Origin of the sequence: Streptomyces sp. NPDC005303, from assembly GCF_040607335.1 — a bacterium.
GTDB lineage: Bacteria > Actinomycetota > Actinomycetes > Streptomycetales > Streptomycetaceae > Streptomyces.
Map to the genome: position 1 here is coordinate 199,146 of NZ_JBEXGM010000004.1, position 15,061 is coordinate 214,206.

Annotated in this window: 17 protein-coding genes and 1 tRNA gene; 11 read left to right on the forward strand and 7 right to left on the reverse strand. The window is 70.9% G+C overall.

The features are described from left to right. Positions 1 to 67 precede the first annotated feature (67 nt). The 4 genes from ABZT93_RS09050 to ABZT93_RS09065 all read right to left on the reverse strand — a co-directional run bounded on the left by ABZT93_RS09050 (position 68) and on the right by ABZT93_RS09065 (position 3,540). Entirely contained in the window at positions 68 to 730 is a 663-nt protein-coding gene (locus ABZT93_RS09050) for an NUDIX domain-containing protein (protein ID WP_356101081.1), read from the reverse strand. 99 nt (positions 731 to 829) lie between these two features. Then, positions 830 to 2,170 carry a right-handed parallel beta-helix repeat-containing protein gene (locus ABZT93_RS09055; protein WP_356101083.1) on the reverse strand — a complete coding sequence of 447 codons (1,341 nt, stop codon included), beginning with the start codon at positions 2,168 to 2,170 and terminating at the stop codon, positions 830 to 832. A 14-nt stretch (positions 2,171 to 2,184) separates the two neighbouring features. Beyond that, the gene (locus tag ABZT93_RS09060) at positions 2,185 to 3,231 is read right to left on the reverse strand and encodes a glycosyl hydrolase 53 family protein (protein ID WP_356101085.1); all 1,047 of its coding nucleotides are present in this window, start codon (positions 3,229 to 3,231) and stop codon (positions 2,185 to 2,187) included. Positions 3,232 to 3,466: 235 nt separating this feature from the next. Next, positions 3,467 to 3,540, reverse strand: a tRNA-Pro gene (locus ABZT93_RS09065). A gap of 100 nt (positions 3,541 to 3,640) precedes the next feature. On the opposite strand from ABZT93_RS09065, the gene ABZT93_RS09070 reads away from it, so the two are divergent. From ABZT93_RS09070 to ABZT93_RS09085, 4 genes are all read left to right on the forward strand, one after another. Further along, a complete protein-coding gene (locus ABZT93_RS09070; RefSeq protein ID WP_356101087.1) occupies positions 3,641 to 4,159 on the forward strand; it encodes a DUF309 domain-containing protein in 519 nt (172 codons plus the stop codon). A 209-nt stretch (positions 4,160 to 4,368) separates the two neighbouring features. Further along, positions 4,369 to 5,142 carry a precorrin-6A synthase (deacetylating) gene (gene cobF, locus ABZT93_RS09075; RefSeq protein ID WP_356101089.1) on the forward strand — a complete coding sequence of 258 codons (774 nt, stop codon included), beginning with the start codon at positions 4,369 to 4,371 and terminating at the stop codon, positions 5,140 to 5,142. Positions 5,143 to 5,216: 74 nt separating this feature from the next. Further along, on the forward strand, positions 5,217 to 7,298 hold the full coding sequence (locus ABZT93_RS09080; protein ID WP_356101090.1) for an MDR family MFS transporter: 2,082 nt from the start codon (positions 5,217 to 5,219) through the stop codon (positions 7,296 to 7,298). 44 nt (positions 7,299 to 7,342) lie between these two features. Beyond that, the gene (locus tag ABZT93_RS09085) at positions 7,343 to 7,765 is read left to right on the forward strand and encodes a hypothetical protein (RefSeq protein ID WP_356101092.1); all 423 of its coding nucleotides are present in this window, start codon (positions 7,343 to 7,345) and stop codon (positions 7,763 to 7,765) included. On the opposite strand, the gene ABZT93_RS09090 is transcribed toward ABZT93_RS09085, so the two are convergent. Continuing rightward, complete coding sequence (locus tag ABZT93_RS09090; protein ID WP_356101094.1) at positions 7,752 to 8,498, reverse strand: cobalt-precorrin-6A reductase; 747 nt, start codon at positions 8,496 to 8,498, stop codon at positions 7,752 to 7,754. The genes ABZT93_RS09085 and ABZT93_RS09090 overlap by 14 nt on opposite strands. Positions 8,499 to 8,636: 138 nt before the next feature. Between ABZT93_RS09090 and ABZT93_RS09095 the strand changes: the two genes are divergently transcribed. Then, positions 8,637 to 9,431 (forward strand): HAD-IIA family hydrolase, encoded by a 795-nt coding sequence (locus ABZT93_RS09095; RefSeq protein WP_356101096.1) that lies wholly within the window; start codon positions 8,637 to 8,639, stop codon positions 9,429 to 9,431. On the opposite strand, the gene ABZT93_RS09100 is transcribed toward ABZT93_RS09095, so the two are convergent. Together ABZT93_RS09100 and ABZT93_RS09105 are read right to left on the reverse strand one after the other, a co-directional pair. Beyond that, complete coding sequence (locus ABZT93_RS09100) at positions 9,417 to 10,190, reverse strand: sulfite exporter TauE/SafE family protein (protein WP_356101097.1); 774 nt, start codon at positions 10,188 to 10,190, stop codon at positions 9,417 to 9,419. The genes ABZT93_RS09095 and ABZT93_RS09100 overlap by 15 nt on opposite strands. A gap of 166 nt (positions 10,191 to 10,356) precedes the next feature. Beyond that, positions 10,357 to 11,544 carry a thiolase family protein gene (locus ABZT93_RS09105; RefSeq protein ID WP_356101100.1) on the reverse strand — a complete coding sequence of 396 codons (1,188 nt, stop codon included), beginning with the start codon at positions 11,542 to 11,544 and terminating at the stop codon, positions 10,357 to 10,359. Between the two features lie 87 nt (positions 11,545 to 11,631). Here ABZT93_RS09105 and ABZT93_RS09110 point away from each other — a divergent pair, with 87 nt between their 5' ends. Genes ABZT93_RS09110 through ABZT93_RS09135 form a run of 6 tightly spaced genes read left to right on the forward strand, consistent with a single transcriptional unit; the run spans position 11,632 to position 15,059 of the window. Continuing rightward, positions 11,632 to 12,432 (forward strand): lysophospholipase, encoded by an 801-nt coding sequence (locus ABZT93_RS09110; protein WP_356101102.1) that lies wholly within the window; start codon positions 11,632 to 11,634, stop codon positions 12,430 to 12,432. 44 nt (positions 12,433 to 12,476) lie between these two features. Next, positions 12,477 to 12,734: a WhiB family transcriptional regulator gene (locus ABZT93_RS09115; protein WP_356101105.1), complete on the forward strand. Its 258-nt coding sequence runs from the start codon at positions 12,477 to 12,479 to the stop codon at positions 12,732 to 12,734. Beyond that, positions 12,731 to 13,210: a DNA starvation/stationary phase protection protein gene (locus ABZT93_RS09120; protein ID WP_356101108.1), complete on the forward strand. Its 480-nt coding sequence runs from the start codon at positions 12,731 to 12,733 to the stop codon at positions 13,208 to 13,210. Before ABZT93_RS09115 ends, ABZT93_RS09120 begins: the two co-directional genes overlap by 4 nt. Positions 13,211 to 13,243: 33 nt before the next feature. Next, positions 13,244 to 13,576 (forward strand): DUF3140 domain-containing protein, encoded by a 333-nt coding sequence (locus ABZT93_RS09125; protein WP_356101111.1) that lies wholly within the window; start codon positions 13,244 to 13,246, stop codon positions 13,574 to 13,576. Continuing rightward, positions 13,573 to 14,220 carry an endonuclease gene (locus ABZT93_RS09130; protein WP_356101114.1) on the forward strand — a complete coding sequence of 216 codons (648 nt, stop codon included), beginning with the start codon at positions 13,573 to 13,575 and terminating at the stop codon, positions 14,218 to 14,220. The genes ABZT93_RS09125 and ABZT93_RS09130 overlap by 4 nt, the downstream gene beginning before the upstream one ends. Before the next feature lie 44 nt (positions 14,221 to 14,264). Further along, entirely contained in the window at positions 14,265 to 15,059 is a 795-nt protein-coding gene (locus ABZT93_RS09135) for an SAM-dependent methyltransferase (protein ID WP_356101117.1), read from the forward strand. Positions 15,060 to 15,061: the final 2 nt, after the last annotated feature.

Genomic DNA, 15,061 nt, shown 5'->3' on the forward strand with positions numbered 1-15,061 from the left:
GCCCTTCTTCGGGGCACACACGGCAGTGTTCATCTTGAAGCGCACTTCAAGTCAAGGGCCCGCGTGCTCACTTGGCGAACGGGCCCTCGAGCGCCGCCCATTGGAGCAACATGATCGTCTTGGCGTCGGCGATCTCCCCGCTACGGATCATCTCCAGGGCCCTGTGGAAGGGCAGTTCGAGGATCTCGATGTCCTCGCCCTCCTCATGGAGGCCGCCGCCCTCGTGGGTACGGGTCGACGAGGCGTACTCGGCGGCGTAGAAGCTGACGCGCTCGGTGACCGACCCCGGGCTCATGTAGACGTCGAAGACGTGGCGGACCTCGCCGATGGTGTGCCCGGTCTCCTCGACGACCTCGCGCCGTACGGCGATCTCGGGGTGCTCGTCATCGTCGTCGAGGAGCCCGCCCGGGGTCTCGATCAACAGTCCGTCGGGGTGCCCGTTGACATACACCGGGAAGCGGAACTGGCGGGTGAGCAGGACGGTTTCGCGCTCCGTGTCGTACAGCAGCATGGTGGCGCCGTTGCCGCGGTCGTGGGTCTCGCGCTGCTGGGTGCTCCAGGTCCCGTCGGCGCGCTGGATGTCGAAGGTCGTGGCCCGTTCGACGTACCAGTGGCTGGACAGCAGTTTCACCTCCCGGACCCTGACGCGCGGGTTGCCGGTCAGGTCCAGGCCGGTGCGGTCGAGTCCGGTGCGGCCCCTGCGGTCGGGGGTGTCGACGCCCTCGGTCATCGGACACCCGCCGGACGGGAGGAGAAGCGGGAGAAGTGCCAGTTGGTCATGACCGCTTCTACCATTTCGGTGCGGCTCGCGTCGCGTACCGCACCCCCTTCAAGAGGTCTCGAACGCACCGAGGTCCGGCGCCTGGCCCTTGTACGGCAGTCCGACGTTCACGCCCTTGTCGATCAGGGTGCTGTTGGTCGTGGGGCGGAGGTGGGGCAGTACGGGCAGGCTCCCGTCGGCCTGGCGGGGCGCGTCCCAGCCGGAGGTCGACACGCTCTGGAACTGGCCGTCCGAAAGGGTGACGCCCAGGTTCCAGGAGTTGTTCGCGGCGCTCGTGCCGGTCATGTTCGACGTCAACGTGCCGGTGTAGGCGAGGTTGTTGCGCAGGTTTCCCCGACCGGCGTCGGCGCCGCCGGCGTCGACTCCCAGCATGTTGAAGTCGGGGTGATTGCCGTAACCGGTGTTGTTGAAGTAGTCGTTGGCGACCGGGTGATGGTTGGCGTAGAACCCGGACGCCTTGTTGAGGAACGCCACCGACGTGCGCACGGTGTGCTTGACGGCGTTCGCGTCGTAGTCGCCGCCGTACCCGCCCGCCTTGAAGCCGGTCCCGTTGCCGGCCGCGGTGGTCGTGCCCGGCTTGTACCCGTTGCGCCAGGCCCAGGAGTTCTCGATGGTCACCGACGAGTAGGCGCTGATGAGGTCGAAGCCGTCGTCGGCGTTCCACCACGCGCGGCAGCCCCGGAACACGTTCCCGGGGTTGTTCGCGGAGATGTGCGCGCCGAACCCGTCGGCGTTCTCGCCGGCGCCGTTGGAGGAGTTGGTGTCGTAGTTGTCGTGCGAGTCGGAGTCGAGGACGAGGTTGCCGCCGCCGTTCTGGATGAACAGGCCGGGTCCCATGTGGTGGTGGGTGTCGATCTGTTCGAAGGTGTTGTTGCTGCCGGAGATCCAGATGCCCCAGGACTCGTGGTTGAGGTTGTTGTTCTGGCGGACCCCGGTGACCTCCAGCCCCTTGAGGTGAAGCCGGCTCCCGGTGACGTCGAAGCCCTTGATCCGGCAGTCGTCCGTCATGCCCGAGAAGTCGAAGACCGGCTTCTCCCCCGGGTAGGCCCAGTAGCGGATCGGGCTTCCCGAACTGCCGCTCTTGTTCAGGGTGATGGCGTCGACGCGGGCCGTCTGGCTCGTGCAACTGCTGTTGGCGCGGGTGTAGCGGTAGGTGCCGCCGCGGAAGTACACGGTGTCGCCGGGCTGGGCGACGGCCTGCGCATGGGCGATCGTCGCCCAGGGGGCGGCCTGTGTGCCCGCGGAGGTGTCGTTGCCGCCCGGGGCGACGTAATAGGCGTTCGCCGCCGCCGTGGTGTTGACGGCGCCCGAACTGGCCGGGATCGCGAGGGGGCTCAGGGCGAGCGCCGAGATCAGCAGCACCCGCCCGGCGAGCTTGGCAGAACTCATCGTCGACTCCTGGTTCATCCGTTGAGGAATCCGTCCATGGCCGCCGTGGGCCGCCGCGTGCTCTCGTCCCAGGCCGAGCTGTTGTAACCGTTGAACGAGGGGTAGCCCTCGGGCTCCCAGAAGAAGGTGCCGAGGCCGCCGAAGCCCTGGAGCCCGGTGACGAACGCCTTCAGCGAGTCCCGCACCTGGGTGGGCTTGCCGACCGGGCCGCCGTACTCCACCTGCATGACCGGTTTGCCGTAACCGGACTGGATGGTCTGCATGTTGGCCAGCACGCCGGGCACGTTGCCGCCCTGCGCGTACGAGGACAGTCCGGTGATGTCCCACCTTCCGCCGTTGTCCCGGTAGGCGTCGAGGAAGGTCCGGATGCTCGCCAGGTTCTGAGGCTGCGCCAGGTGCACCAACACCGGCGTGCTCGGGAAGACCTGCTTGGACATGTCGTACGCCGCGTTCAGCAGGCCGGTCATCTGGGCGGGGCGGCTGACGCTGCCGACCGGCCTGCAGATACCGGAGTTGGTCTCGTTGCCGATCTTCACCCAGGCCGGGGTGACGCCGTGGTACTTGAGGACGTTGCACGAGTGGTACACGTAGTCGTACATGGCGTCGAGCATCTGGCCGTAGGTCATGCCCGCCCAGGCCGCCGGCGGGTTCTGCACGCCGACCGAGTTCCAGGTGTCGCCGAAGTGGAAGCCGATCAGGACCTGCATGCCGGCGTCCTTGGCCCGCTGCGCCAGCTGGGCCGTCTCCTCGATGGAGCAGTGCCCGTTGGCCGGGTCGCTGGACGGGTTGACCCAGGTCCGCAGACTGATCGCGGTGATGCCGTAGCCCTTGAGGACAGTGAACAGGTCCTGGCGCACTCCGGCGCTGTTGTTCCAGTAGTAGCCCTGCGCCTCCATCTGCGGCAGCCAGCTGACGTCGGCGCCCCTGACGAATGTCGCGGCCTGCGCGGGGGTGGCCAGGGGCCCTGCGCCCAGGGCGAGCGCGCCTGCGCCGGCGGCTGCGCCGAGCAGGACACTGCGGCGCCGTAAGCCGGAGGGCTCGGGTCGTTCGGTGTCGGTCATGTGGGGGTTCCTCGGTTCGTCGGATCCGGACCGCGTGGCGGCCGGGGTGGGGGGGAGACGCTGCGGAACTTCGCCTGTAGGTCGCCGCAGGCCTCGGCGAGGTTGCCGCCTTGGGGGAGACCGTCCAGAGGGGCCGAAACACACGAACCCGGAACACAGGGACCCGGAACACACGAACCCGGGACACACGAAAAGGGCCCCCGCAGGCTTTCGCCCGCGAAGACCCTTCGCACCGTCGGGACGACAGGATTTGAACCTGCGACCCCTTGACCCCCAGTCAAGTGCGCTACCAAGCTGCGCCACGTCCCGGTGCGCTGCCCCGCGGTCGACCGCGGGAACGCGCGTACCGAACTTTACCCCACGCCGAGGGCCGGACCGAAGCGGGCACCGGGCGCGGCACAATCGACGTATGGCCAGTACATCCTCAGGACGGCAGACGGGCGCGCGGGACCGGGACAGCGAGGGGCGGGCACGCAACGCCCGGCCCCGGGACGGGCTCGGGCGGCCACTTCCGTACGGTGCCGACGGCGTCGCCCGGCAGCCGGAGGGCGTGGTGCGCAGCCCGCAGGAGACCGTGGCCGAGGCTCAGGAACTGCTGACCGCGGGGCGCCCGTTCCACGCGCACGAGGTCTTCGAGGACGCCTGGAAGTCTGGTCCCGACGAGGAGCGCGCCCTGTGGCGGGGGCTGGCCCAGCTCGCGGTGGGGCTGACCCATGCGGCCCGGGGGAACGTCACCGGCGGGGCGAGGCTGCTGCGGCGCGGCGCCGGGGCAGTGGAGGAGTGGGCCGCGTCGGCTGCCGGACGGGGACGACCGTACGGGATGGATCTTGCGGGGCTGGCGGACTGGGCCCGGCGACTCGCGGACCTGGTGGAGGAGACCGGCGCGAGCGTAGACGCGGCGGCACGGGCACCGAGGCTTTGCGGATAGGCCTCGTCGGGGCCGGGTCTGGTCGTCGGGCGGGTGCGGGTGAGTGGGGTGAGCGGGGGGTTGGTCGCGCAGTTGCCCGCGTCTCTGGGGAGTCGCAGCCACCCGCGCCACGGCGGACCGTTCGCCGCCTCGACCACCGTCCCGGCTGCGCGGACAGCCCCGCTGGACGCGGTGTACGTACTGTCAGTGGCGTGCGGCAGACTCGGGGTGTGCGAAAGATTCATGTCATCGGTATCGGCGCGGGCGACCCCGAGCAGCTCACCCTCCAGGCGGTCAGGGCGCTGCGGAGCACGGACGTGTTCTTCGTCCTGGACAAGGGCGAGGTGAAGAGCGATCTCACCCAGCTGCGCCGGGACATGCTGGACGCGCACATACCGGAGGGGTCGTACCGGGTGGTGGAGGCCCGGGACCCGGAGCGGGACCGCACCGCGGGGGGCTCCGCCTACTCCCCCGCCGTCGGCGACTGGCGCAGCGCCCGCGCCGACATCTACGAGCGGCTGATCGCCGAGGAGCTCGGCGATCAGGAGAGCGGCGCGTTCCTGGTGTGGGGGGACCCGGCGCTGTACGACAGCACGCTCGGTGTCCTGGAGGAGATCCTGGATCGGGGCTCGGTGTCCTTCGAGTACGACGTCGTGCCCGGCATCAGCAGTGTGTCGGCGCTGGTGGCCAGGCATCGCACCGGGCTGAACCGGGTCGCGCGGCCCGTCCAGATCACCACCGGGCGGCGCCTCGCCGAAGGCTTCCCGGAGGGCGTGGACGACGTGGTCGTGATGCTCGACGCCCACCAGGCCTTCCGCGCGTACGCCGACGAGGACATCGACATCTACTGGGGCGCGTACATAGGCACGCCGGACGAGATCCTCGTCTCCGGGCCCATCGCCGAGGCCGCACCCCGGATCGAGCGGCTGCGGGCCGAGGCCCGGGAGCGCAAGGGCTGGATCATGGACACGTATCTGCTGCGCCGCGACCCGAAGCAGCGGTAGACCCGCCTCCGGGGCCGCACCCGAGCGGACCGCCCTGACATGCACGGATGGCCCAGCGGTGTGATCGTGCCGTTGTGACAGTCGCCGAGGACACCGCACCTCCCGTCGCCGCCCAGCCGCCCGTGCTGGACGCTCGCCGCCGCAACGTCGTCTTCGTGACGATCATGCTGGGGATGCTGCTCGCCGCCCTCGACCAGACCATCGTGGGCACCGCGCTGCCGACGATCGTGTCGGATCTGGGCGGTGCCGAGCACATGTCGTGGGTCGTGACCTCCTACCTCCTCGCGGAGACCGTGGCGACCGTGCTGGTCGGCAAGTTCGGTGACCTGTTCGGCCGCAAGGTGGTCTTCCAGGTCTCGGCGATCGTGTTCATCACGGGCTCGTTCCTGTGCGGCCTGGCCTCGAACATGTCGTTGCTGATCGCCTGGCGGGCGATGCAGGGCGTCGGGGCCGGCGGTCTGATGGTCACGGCGATGGCGTTGATCGCCGACGTGATCCCGCTGCGCGAGCGTGGCAAGTACCAGGGCGCCATCGGGGCCGTGTTCGGGGTGGCCACGGTCATCGGACCGCTGCTCGGCGGGCTGTTCACCGATCATCTGACCTGGCGCTGGGCGTTCTATGTCAACGTCCCCATCGCGATCGTCGTGGTCTTCGCGGCCGCCCGCACGATCCCCGTGGTCAAGTCGGTCGTGCGGCCGGTGATCGACTACCTCGGCATCGCGTGCGTAGCGGTCGGCGCCGGCGCGCTGATCCTGGCGACGAGCTGGGGCGGCAACGAGTACACGTGGGGTTCCGGTGTCATCATCGGCCTGTTCGTCGGCGGCGTGATCGCGCTCGGGCTGTTCTGCTGGGTGGAGACCCGGGCGGCCGAACCGATGCTGCCGATGCGGCTGTTCGCCAACCCGGTGTTCACGGTCTGCTCGATCCTCAGCTTCATCGTGGGCTTCGCGATGCTGGGCGCGCTGACGTATCTGCCGACCTATCTCCAGTACGTCGACGGCGACTCGGCCACGGTCTCGGGGGTGCGGACGCTGCCTATGGTGATCGGCCTGCTCATCGCGTCGGTCGCGAGCGGCAACGTGGTGAGCAAGACCGGGCACTACCGGCTCTTCCCGATCGCCGGCTCCCTGGTGATGGGGCTCGGGCTGTTCCTGATGTCCCTGATGGGGCCGTCCACGGGGGCCTGGCTGGAGTCGCTGTACATGTTCGTGCTCGGCACCGGCATCGGGCTGTGCATGCAGGTCCTGACGATCGCCGTGCAGAACACCGTCGAGTACGCCGACCTCGGGACCGCGACCTCGGGCGTCACCTTCTTCCGTACGCTCGGCAGCTCCTTCGGCACCGCCGTCTTCGGCACCATCTACGCCAACTCCCTCACGCCCCGCCTGAAGGACGGCATCGCCGACGCCGTGCGGGCGGGCGGCGGCCTTGACCCGGCCGGTGTGGCCAAGGCCGCGACCAGCCCGGAGGGACTGCACGCGCTGCCCGCGGCCGTCGCGGCACCGATCATCGAGGCGTACGCCGAGACGATCCAGACCGTCTTCCTGTGGACCGTTCCAGTGGCCGCGGTCGGCTTCGTCGTCGCCCTGTTCCTGAAGCAGGTCCAGCTGCGCGACAGCGCGCGGGCGGGTTCGACCGACATGGGCGAGGGGTTCGCGTCACCGTCCGGGGCGGACTCGCAGCGGGTGCTGGAGGCCACCGTCGGGAAGATCATCGGCAGTACGGACCTGGACACCGCGCGCCGGATCATGGCGGACTCCGACACCCGGCTCGATGTCGCCGGGGCCTGGGCCGTGATGCAGGTGGAACTGCACACCCGGATGGTCGGCCATGCCGGTCTCGGCATGATCGCCGCGCGCCGCCGGCTGCCGCCCGAGGTACTGCTGCCGGTCTTCGACCGGATGGTCGAGGAGGGTTATCTGACCCGCGACGGCCATTTTTTCTCGCACACCCGGGCGGGCGCGCGCGAGGCCCGGGTCATCAGCACGGCGTGGGGCAACTGGCTGGCGGACCGGGTGCAGCAGGACATCGGCCGCCCCTCGGGCACGGACCTGCGCGCCGCCGTGGACACGATCGCCAAACGCCTCCTGGTGGAGGACCTCAACACCGGACTGCCGCAGCACACAAGGGAGTTGGCGGGCAGCACCACCGCCTGAAAATCCGTGTGCCCGACGGGACGGGTGGGCGCCATACTCGGGGGATGCCCCCCGCGCCCGCCCGTTTTCATGACCCCGGTTCGACGGCCTTCGACTTCAGTGGCTCGGCCCTCGTCCGCTGTCCACGCTGCGACGGGATCGCCCACTTCGAGCGGAGGACGTCCCCGGAACCCCGCGTGATCTGCCGCTCGTGCGGCCTGTGCGGGCCCGTGGACCGATGTGCCTGGCCCGCCCTGTGGCTGTGCGCCGGGACCAGGCACGGTGAACTGTGGGCCTACAACCTCGCCCACCTTGACCTGATCAGGCGGTTCGTGGCCGCCTCCCTGCGCGAGCGGGACCCGTGGTACGAGCACGGCCGGAAGATGACCTGCGTCGCCCGTCTGCCCTCCTGGGTCAAACGTGCCAAGAACCGTGACGAGGTACTCCGGGTGATCGACCGCATGCGGAGCTCGGTCATGGCGAGTTGAGGTCCAGCCACCGCTGGACTCCTGCCACGTCGGGCACGGTGGTCACCCCGTCCGGGAGGGGCGGGCGGCGTACGACCACCACGGGCAGGGCCAGTTCGCGGGCCGCCGTGAGTTTGGCGGACGTGGCTGTTCCTCCGCTGTCCTTGGTGACCAGGACGTCGACGCAGTGGTCGTGGAGGAGCGCCGACTCGTCGGCCACCGTGAACGGGCCGCGGGCCAGGAGGACTTCGGTGTGCGGGGGCATGGGCGGCTCGGGCAGCTCCACCGACCGTACGACGAAGTGCAGTTCGGCGAGGTGGGCGAAGGCGGCGAGTTCCGTGCGACCGGTGGTCAGGAACACGCGTCGGCCGAGGCTGGGCAGCAACTCGGCGGCCTCGTCGAGGGAGTCGACCGGATGCCAGCGGTCCCCCGGTCCGGGCCGCCAGCCCGGGCGGCGCAGCACCACCGAGGGCACGCCGGTCGCCGCGGCCGCCCGGGCGGCGTGGGCGGTGATCGCGCGGGCGAAGGGGTGGGTGGCGTCGACCAGTACGTCGACCTGCTCCTCCCGCAGCCAGCCGGCCAGCCCCTCCACCCCGCCGAACCCCCCGATCCGCACCTCCCCCGCGACCGCGCCCGGCCGGGTCACCCGCCCCGCGAGGGAGGTGGTGACGCGCACTCCCGGCCGCGAGGCGAGCGCGGCGGCCAGTTCGCGGGCCTCGGTGGTGCCGCCGAGGATCAGGATGTGCGGGGACATGGCGGGAAGCGTACGAGGTCGGGGGCGTGCGGCGGCAGGGCGGGTGTGCGACTTCGGCCGAGGGCCGCCCTCCTCCGGCGGGACATCCGGGGCGCACGACAACGGGCGTTCCCACCCGTCCGTGGTTATGGTCCGGGCATGGCATCCGTGCGCGCGGTACTGATCGACATCGACGGAGTTCTCACCGTGTCGTGGGAGCCGTTGCCGGGGGCCGTGGCCGCCTTGCGGGAGGTCCGGGAGGCCGGTCTCGGGGTCGCGCTGGTGACGAACACGACCTCGCGGACCCGGGCGTCCATCGCCTCGGTGCTGGCGGGGGCGGGGTTCCCCGTGTCGCCGGAGGACATTCTCACCGCGCCCGCGGTCACCGCGGCGTATCTGGCCGACCGCTGTCCCGGTGCCCGCTGCACGCTGCTGAACAGCGGGGACATCGCCGAGGATCTCGCGGGCGTCACGCTGGTCGGCGGCGAGGCCGAGGAGGTCGACGTGGTCGTCATCGGGGGTGCCGGGCCCGAGTTCGGTTACACCGCGCTCAACCTGGCGTTCGGGCATCTCCAGCGCGGGGCCCGGCTGGTGGCGATGCACCGCAATCTGTACTGGCGTACCGCCGACGGGCTCCAGCTCGACGCCGGGGCCTTCCTGGCCGGTCTGGAGAAGGCGGCCCGGACCGAGGCCGAGGTCACCGGCAAGCCGTCGCCCGCGTTCTTCGAGGCGGCGCTCGCCCGGCTCGGAGTGGGAGCGGACCAGGCGCTGATGGTGGGGGACGACATCGAGTCGGACGTGCTGGCCGCGCAGCGCGCCGGGCTCACCGGGGTGCTGGTGAAGACCGGGAAGTACCTCCCGGAGACCCACCGCTCCGCCAGTGGCACACCCGACCACGTGATCGAGTCCTTCGCGGGTCTGCCGGCGCTGCTCGGCGCGTCAGCGGAGCAGTAGCTGTACGCCGCCCACGACCGTCGCCGCGATCACCAGCTGTTCGAAGAGCCGCTGGTTGATCCGGTGCACCGCCCATTTGCCGAGCAACGCCCCGGGCACGACGAACGCCACGAGAGCGAGGTCGAGCAGCAGCGAGTGGCCGTCGATCAAGCCGAGGCCGACGCTGAAGGGCACCTTGGAGACGTTGACGATCAGGAAGAAGAAAGCCGAGGTGCCGAGGAAGCCGAGTTTCCGGAAGCCCGCCGACAGCAGGTACATCGACATCACCGGGCCGCCGGCGTTGGCGACCATGGTGGTGAAGCCGCCGAGGACGCCGTAGGAGCGGGCCTTGATCCGGCCTGTCCGGGTGGCGACCGAGTCGGGTTCCTCCTCCGTGTCGGCCGTGCGGCGGCGCCAGACCGTCACCGCGGCCATGAAGAGGAGGATCGCGCCGATCGACGTGCGGACGATCCCGTCGTCCGCCCATTGCAGGAACAGCGTGCCGGCGACCACGCCGACCGCGACCGCCGGGAACAGGCGCCACAGGGTGGGCCAGTGGGCGTGCCGCCGGTAGGTGAGCACCGCGAGCACGTCCCCGGCGATCAGGATCGGCAGCAGCGCGCCGGTGGAGGCACGGGCGGGCAGCACCGCGGCGAAGATCGCGAGGCTGACCGTGTTGGCTCCGCTCACGGCCGTCTTGGAGAAGCCGACGAGCAGGGCCGCGGCGGCGAGGGCGGCGAACTCCCAGCCGGAAATGTGCCAGAGCGTCATCGTGTCCATGCGGAGACCGATGCTAGGTGCAGGTATGAGATCTTGTAAGTGCCGTCTCGCCGTGTGGTCCTGTTGGCGCGCCTCCGCGGCGCCCGCTCCACCAGCACCGCTCCCGCTGGTGCCGCTCCACCAGCACCGCCCCCCGCTGGTGCCGCTCCACCCGCACCGCCCCCCGCTAGTGCCGCTCCACCAGCACCGCGCTTCCCTGCCCCACCCCCACGCACATCGTCGCCAGTCCGCGCGCCGCTCCCGTCCGGCGCATCCGGTGCAGCAGGGTCGTGAGGATGCGGGCGCCCGAGCAGCCGAGCGGGTGGCCCAGCGCGATCGCGCCGCCGGTCGGGTTGACGCGGTCGGGGTCGATACCGAGTTCGTCGACGCAGGCGAGGGCCTGGGCGGCGAAGGCCTCGTTGAACTCGGCCTCCTCGATGTCGTCGATGCTCCAGTCCACGCGGGCGAGCGCCTTGCGGGTGGCGGGGACGGGGCCGATGCCCATCACGTCGGGGTGGACGCCGGCCGAGGCGCCGGCGACGTAGCGGCCGAGGGACTCCAGACCGAGGTCGTTCAGGGCCTCCTCGCTGACCAGGAGGAGTCCTGCCGCGCCGTCGTTCATGGGGGAGGCGTTGCCCGCCGTGACCGTGCCGCCCGGACGGAAGACGGGCTTCAGGCGGGCCAGCTTGTCGTAGGAGGTGTCTTCGCGGATGCACTCGTCGCTGTCGACGAGTACGCCGTCGGGGCGCTCCACGGGGAGGAGTTCGTCGTCGAAGTGGCCGTTCTTGCGGGCCTCGGCGGCGAGTCGGTGGCTGCGCAGGGCGAACTCGTCCTGGCGTTCGCGCGGGATGCCGTAGCGCTGGGCGACCTCCTCGGCGGTCTCGCCCATGGGCAGCAGGCCGTGGAGTTCCTTCATCGCCGGGTTGACCAGGCGCCAGCCGAGCCGGGTGTCGTGGGTCTCGATCCGGTGCGGGAGGGCCTCGTCGGGGCGGGGCAGCACGAAGGGGGCGCGGCTCATCGACTCGGAGCCGCCCGCGAGCACGATGTCGGCCTCGCCTGCGGCGATGGTGCGGGCCGCGGTCGTCACGGCCTCCAGGCCGGAGGCGCACAGCCGGTTGACGGTGGCGCCGGGCACGGTCTCGGGCAGTCCGGCGAGCAGCGCGGCCATGCGGGCCACGTTGCGGTTGTCCTCGCCGGCCTGGTTGGCGGCGCCCCAGTAGACGTCGTCGACACGCGCGGGGTCGAGCGCGGGCACGTCGGCGACGAGGGCGCGGATCACTGTCGCGGCGAGGTCGTCGGGGCGCAGGGCGGACAGGGCGCCGCGGAGTCGGCCGATGGGGGTGCGGCGGGCGGCCGCGAAGTGGACGGGACGCACGAGGGGGCTCCTGACCGTCGTCATCGGGGGACCGAACAGCTTTAATTAGCACTGCTAGTTTCGGACTATAGCGCAGCGGGAGCAGACATGGCCGAGCACGTCCTCACCGGAACCCACGGCCCCCTCACCGTGCGCGAGTGGCCGCACGACCACGCCCGGTACATGGCCCTCGTGGTGCACGGATACGGCGAACACATCGGCCGGTACGAGGAGCTCGCCGGGGTCCTCGTGGCGCACGGCGCGGCCGTCCTCGGGCCCGATCACGCCGGGCACGGGAAGTCCGCCGGGGAGCGGGTCCTGATCGAGGACTTCGAGGACGTGGTCACGGACGTCCACGCGGTGGCGGACCTGGCCCGGGACGCCCACCCCGGCGTGCCCGTGGTCATGATCGGGCACTCAATGGGCGGTCTGATCGCCGCCCGTTTCGCCCAGCGGTACGGCACCGAGCTCGCCGCGCTCGTGCTGTCGGGGCCGGTGATCGGCGCCTGGGAGCTGCCCGGGGCGCTGCTCGCCCTCGACGAGATCCCGGACACGCCCATCAGCCCGGCCTCGCTGTCCCGCGACCCGGAGGTGGGCGCCGCCTACCGGGCGGATCCCCTCGTCTGGCACGGGCCGATGAAGCGGCCGACGGTGGAGGCGTTCGCCCGCACCCTGGAGACCGTGTCGCGGGGCGGTGACGTCGGCCCGCTCCCGCTGCTGTGGCTGCACGGCGACGACGACCGCCTGGTCCCGCTCGCCGGGAGCCGCGTCGGGGTCGAGCGGATCAGGGGAAGGACGTACATCGAGCGGATCTACGCCGGTGCACGGCACGAGGTGTTCAACGAGACGAACAAGGCGGCGGTCCTCGCAGACGTGACGGGCTTCCTCGACGGTGTGCTCACACCCTGAGACAACGCTGTTTGCACGATTACGCCCGGGGCACCCGCGCCCCCATGGAGTGGTTGCGTCGCGCCGCCTGCGTGGGAGAGGACCCCGAGCTGTTCTTCCCCGTGGGCACGCAAGGGCCCGCCCTGCGGGAGATCGCGGCGGCGAAACGCGTCTGCGCCCGCTGCCCGGTCGCCCCCGAGTGCCTCGACATGGCGCTCAGCAGTGGGCAGACCTCGGGCGTGTGGGGCGGAACCTGCGAGCAGGAACGCGACGAACTGCTCCGCACCGGCATTGACCATGCCAGAAGGAGGAGCACGGTATGACTGTGGTCAGGAGCACCCTGTCCGACTCGGCCCGCGAGACGGTCGGGGAGGCCCTGCAGAGCACCTTGGTGGATCTGATCGGCCTGTCGTTGATCGGGAAGCAGGCGCACTGGAACATCGTGGGCCCGCGCTTCCGGTCCATCCACCTGCAGCTGGACGAGGTGGTCTCGACGGCCCGTTCGTTCTCCGACACGGTGGCGGAGCGCGCCGCGGCCCTGGGTGTGCCGCCGGACGGACGGCCGGAGTCGATCGCCGCCGCCTACACGCTGCCCGGCTCGAAGAGCGGCTGGATCCGGGACGACGAGGTCGTCCGGCTGGTCGTGGAGACGCTGGAGGCGGCCATCGGGCGGCTGCGCGAGCGCATCGAGGCCACCGAAAAGGCCGATCCGGTCACGCAGGACCTGCTGATCGGCATCACCGCCGAGCTGGAGAAGCAGCGCTGGATGTTCGAGGCCGAGAACTGGCCCCGGGACTGACCGCCCCGCGACACCCACGGAAAGGCTCATGCGATGACCGACGCCCTCGAACTCGACGCGCTGTGGGAGGACTTCCACCGCGCGGTGAACATGACCTCGCAGGAACTGGCCGCCTGGCTGCGGGTCAGCGAGGCCGACGAGTCCGCCGAGCCGCTGCCGGAGCACGCGGGTGAGCCGACCGGGCAGCATGTCCTCGCGATCCTCCAGAAGCGGCGCACGGACCTGACCGACGACGACATCGAAGTCATGTACGAGGTCGTGGACACCGTCACCGCGGAGGCCGACGTGGTGAGGGAACCGGAGGCCGAGGAGACCCTGCGCAGGCACCGCCTGATGTCCGTCGGACACGATCCGCTGAGGCGGTGACCAGGGCCGAGCGCGTCGTACGGGAACTCGTCGGCGCGCATGGACGGACGTACGCCGCGGAGGCGGGCATCACGCTGAAGGACACCCCGCAGCCCTTGTACCGGCTGCTGGTGCTGTCCCTTCTGCTCAGTGCCCGCATCCGCGGCTCGGTCGCGGTCGCCACCGCGCGCGAACTGCACAGGGCGGGCCTGCGCGATCCCCGCCGCATGGCCCGGGCCACCTGGCAGGAGCGGGTGGACGCGCTGGGCCGCGGCGGCTACCGGCGCTACGACGAACGCACGGCGACCCAACTCGGTCAGGGCGCCGAGCTGTTGACCGAGCGGTGGGGCGACGATCTGCGCCGGCTGCGCGCGGAGGCGGACGGCGACGTCGCCGAACTGCGGCGCCTGCTCCAGGAGTTCCCCGGGATCGGGCCCGCCGGCGCCGACATCTTCCTGCGTGAGGTGCAGGGCGTCTGGCCGGAGGTCGCGCCCTGCCTGGACGGCAGGACGCTGGCGGGTGCGGAGCGGCTCGGTCTGCCGAAGGATCCCGACCGGCTGCTGTCCCTGGCCGGTGACGTCCATCCGGAGGTTCTGGCCGCCGCGTTGGTGCGTGCGGCGATCGACAGCGAGGTGGCCGAAGACAGCCTCCGCCGCGCCGGGTGACATGGCACACTGCTCGCACATTCTGTCGAGCAGGGGAGCTTTGTGTGACCGGGACCGAGTCGGCCGGCCGGCGGATCGACACGAGCAGGCCGCATCCGGCCCGGGTGTACGACTGGTTCCTCGGCGGCAAGGACAATTACCCCGTCGACGAGGAGCTCGGACGGCAGATCACCGCGCAGGGTGACGCCCCCCGGCAGGCGCGTGCCAACCGCCGCTTCATGGAGCGGGCCACCCGGGTCGTCGTACGGGAGGCGGGAATCCGCCAGTTCCTCGACATCGGCTCCGGCATCCCCACCGAGCCCAACCTCCACCAGATCGCCCAGTCCGCCGTACCGGACGCCCGGATCGTGTACGTCGACAACGACCCGATCGTCCTGGCGCACGCGGCGGCCCTGCTGCACGGCACCCCGGAAGGGGCGACGCACTACCTCCAGGCGGACGCCCGCGAGCCGCAGAAGATCCTCCAAGGCGCCTCCGCCGTCCTCGACTTCGAGCAGCCCGTCGCGCTGTCACTGGTCGCGCTGCTGCATTTCATCTCGGACGAGGACGGCGCGCAGGAGCTGGTGGACACTCTGGTCGACGCGCTGGCGCCGGGCAGTTGTCTGGTGCTGTCGGCGATGACGGCGGACTTCGATCCGGAGAAGGTGAACGCGGGCATCGCCGCCTACACGGCGAGCGGGGTGACCCTGGTGGCCCGCTCGCACGACGAAGTGAGCCGTCTTTTCAAGGGACTTGATGTGCTGGAGCCCGGGGTCGTGTCCCTGTCGCGGTGGCGTCCCGACGCGCGGGAGGACGACGAGCTCGTGTCGCTGTACGGGGCGGTCGGCATCAAGCGCTGAGC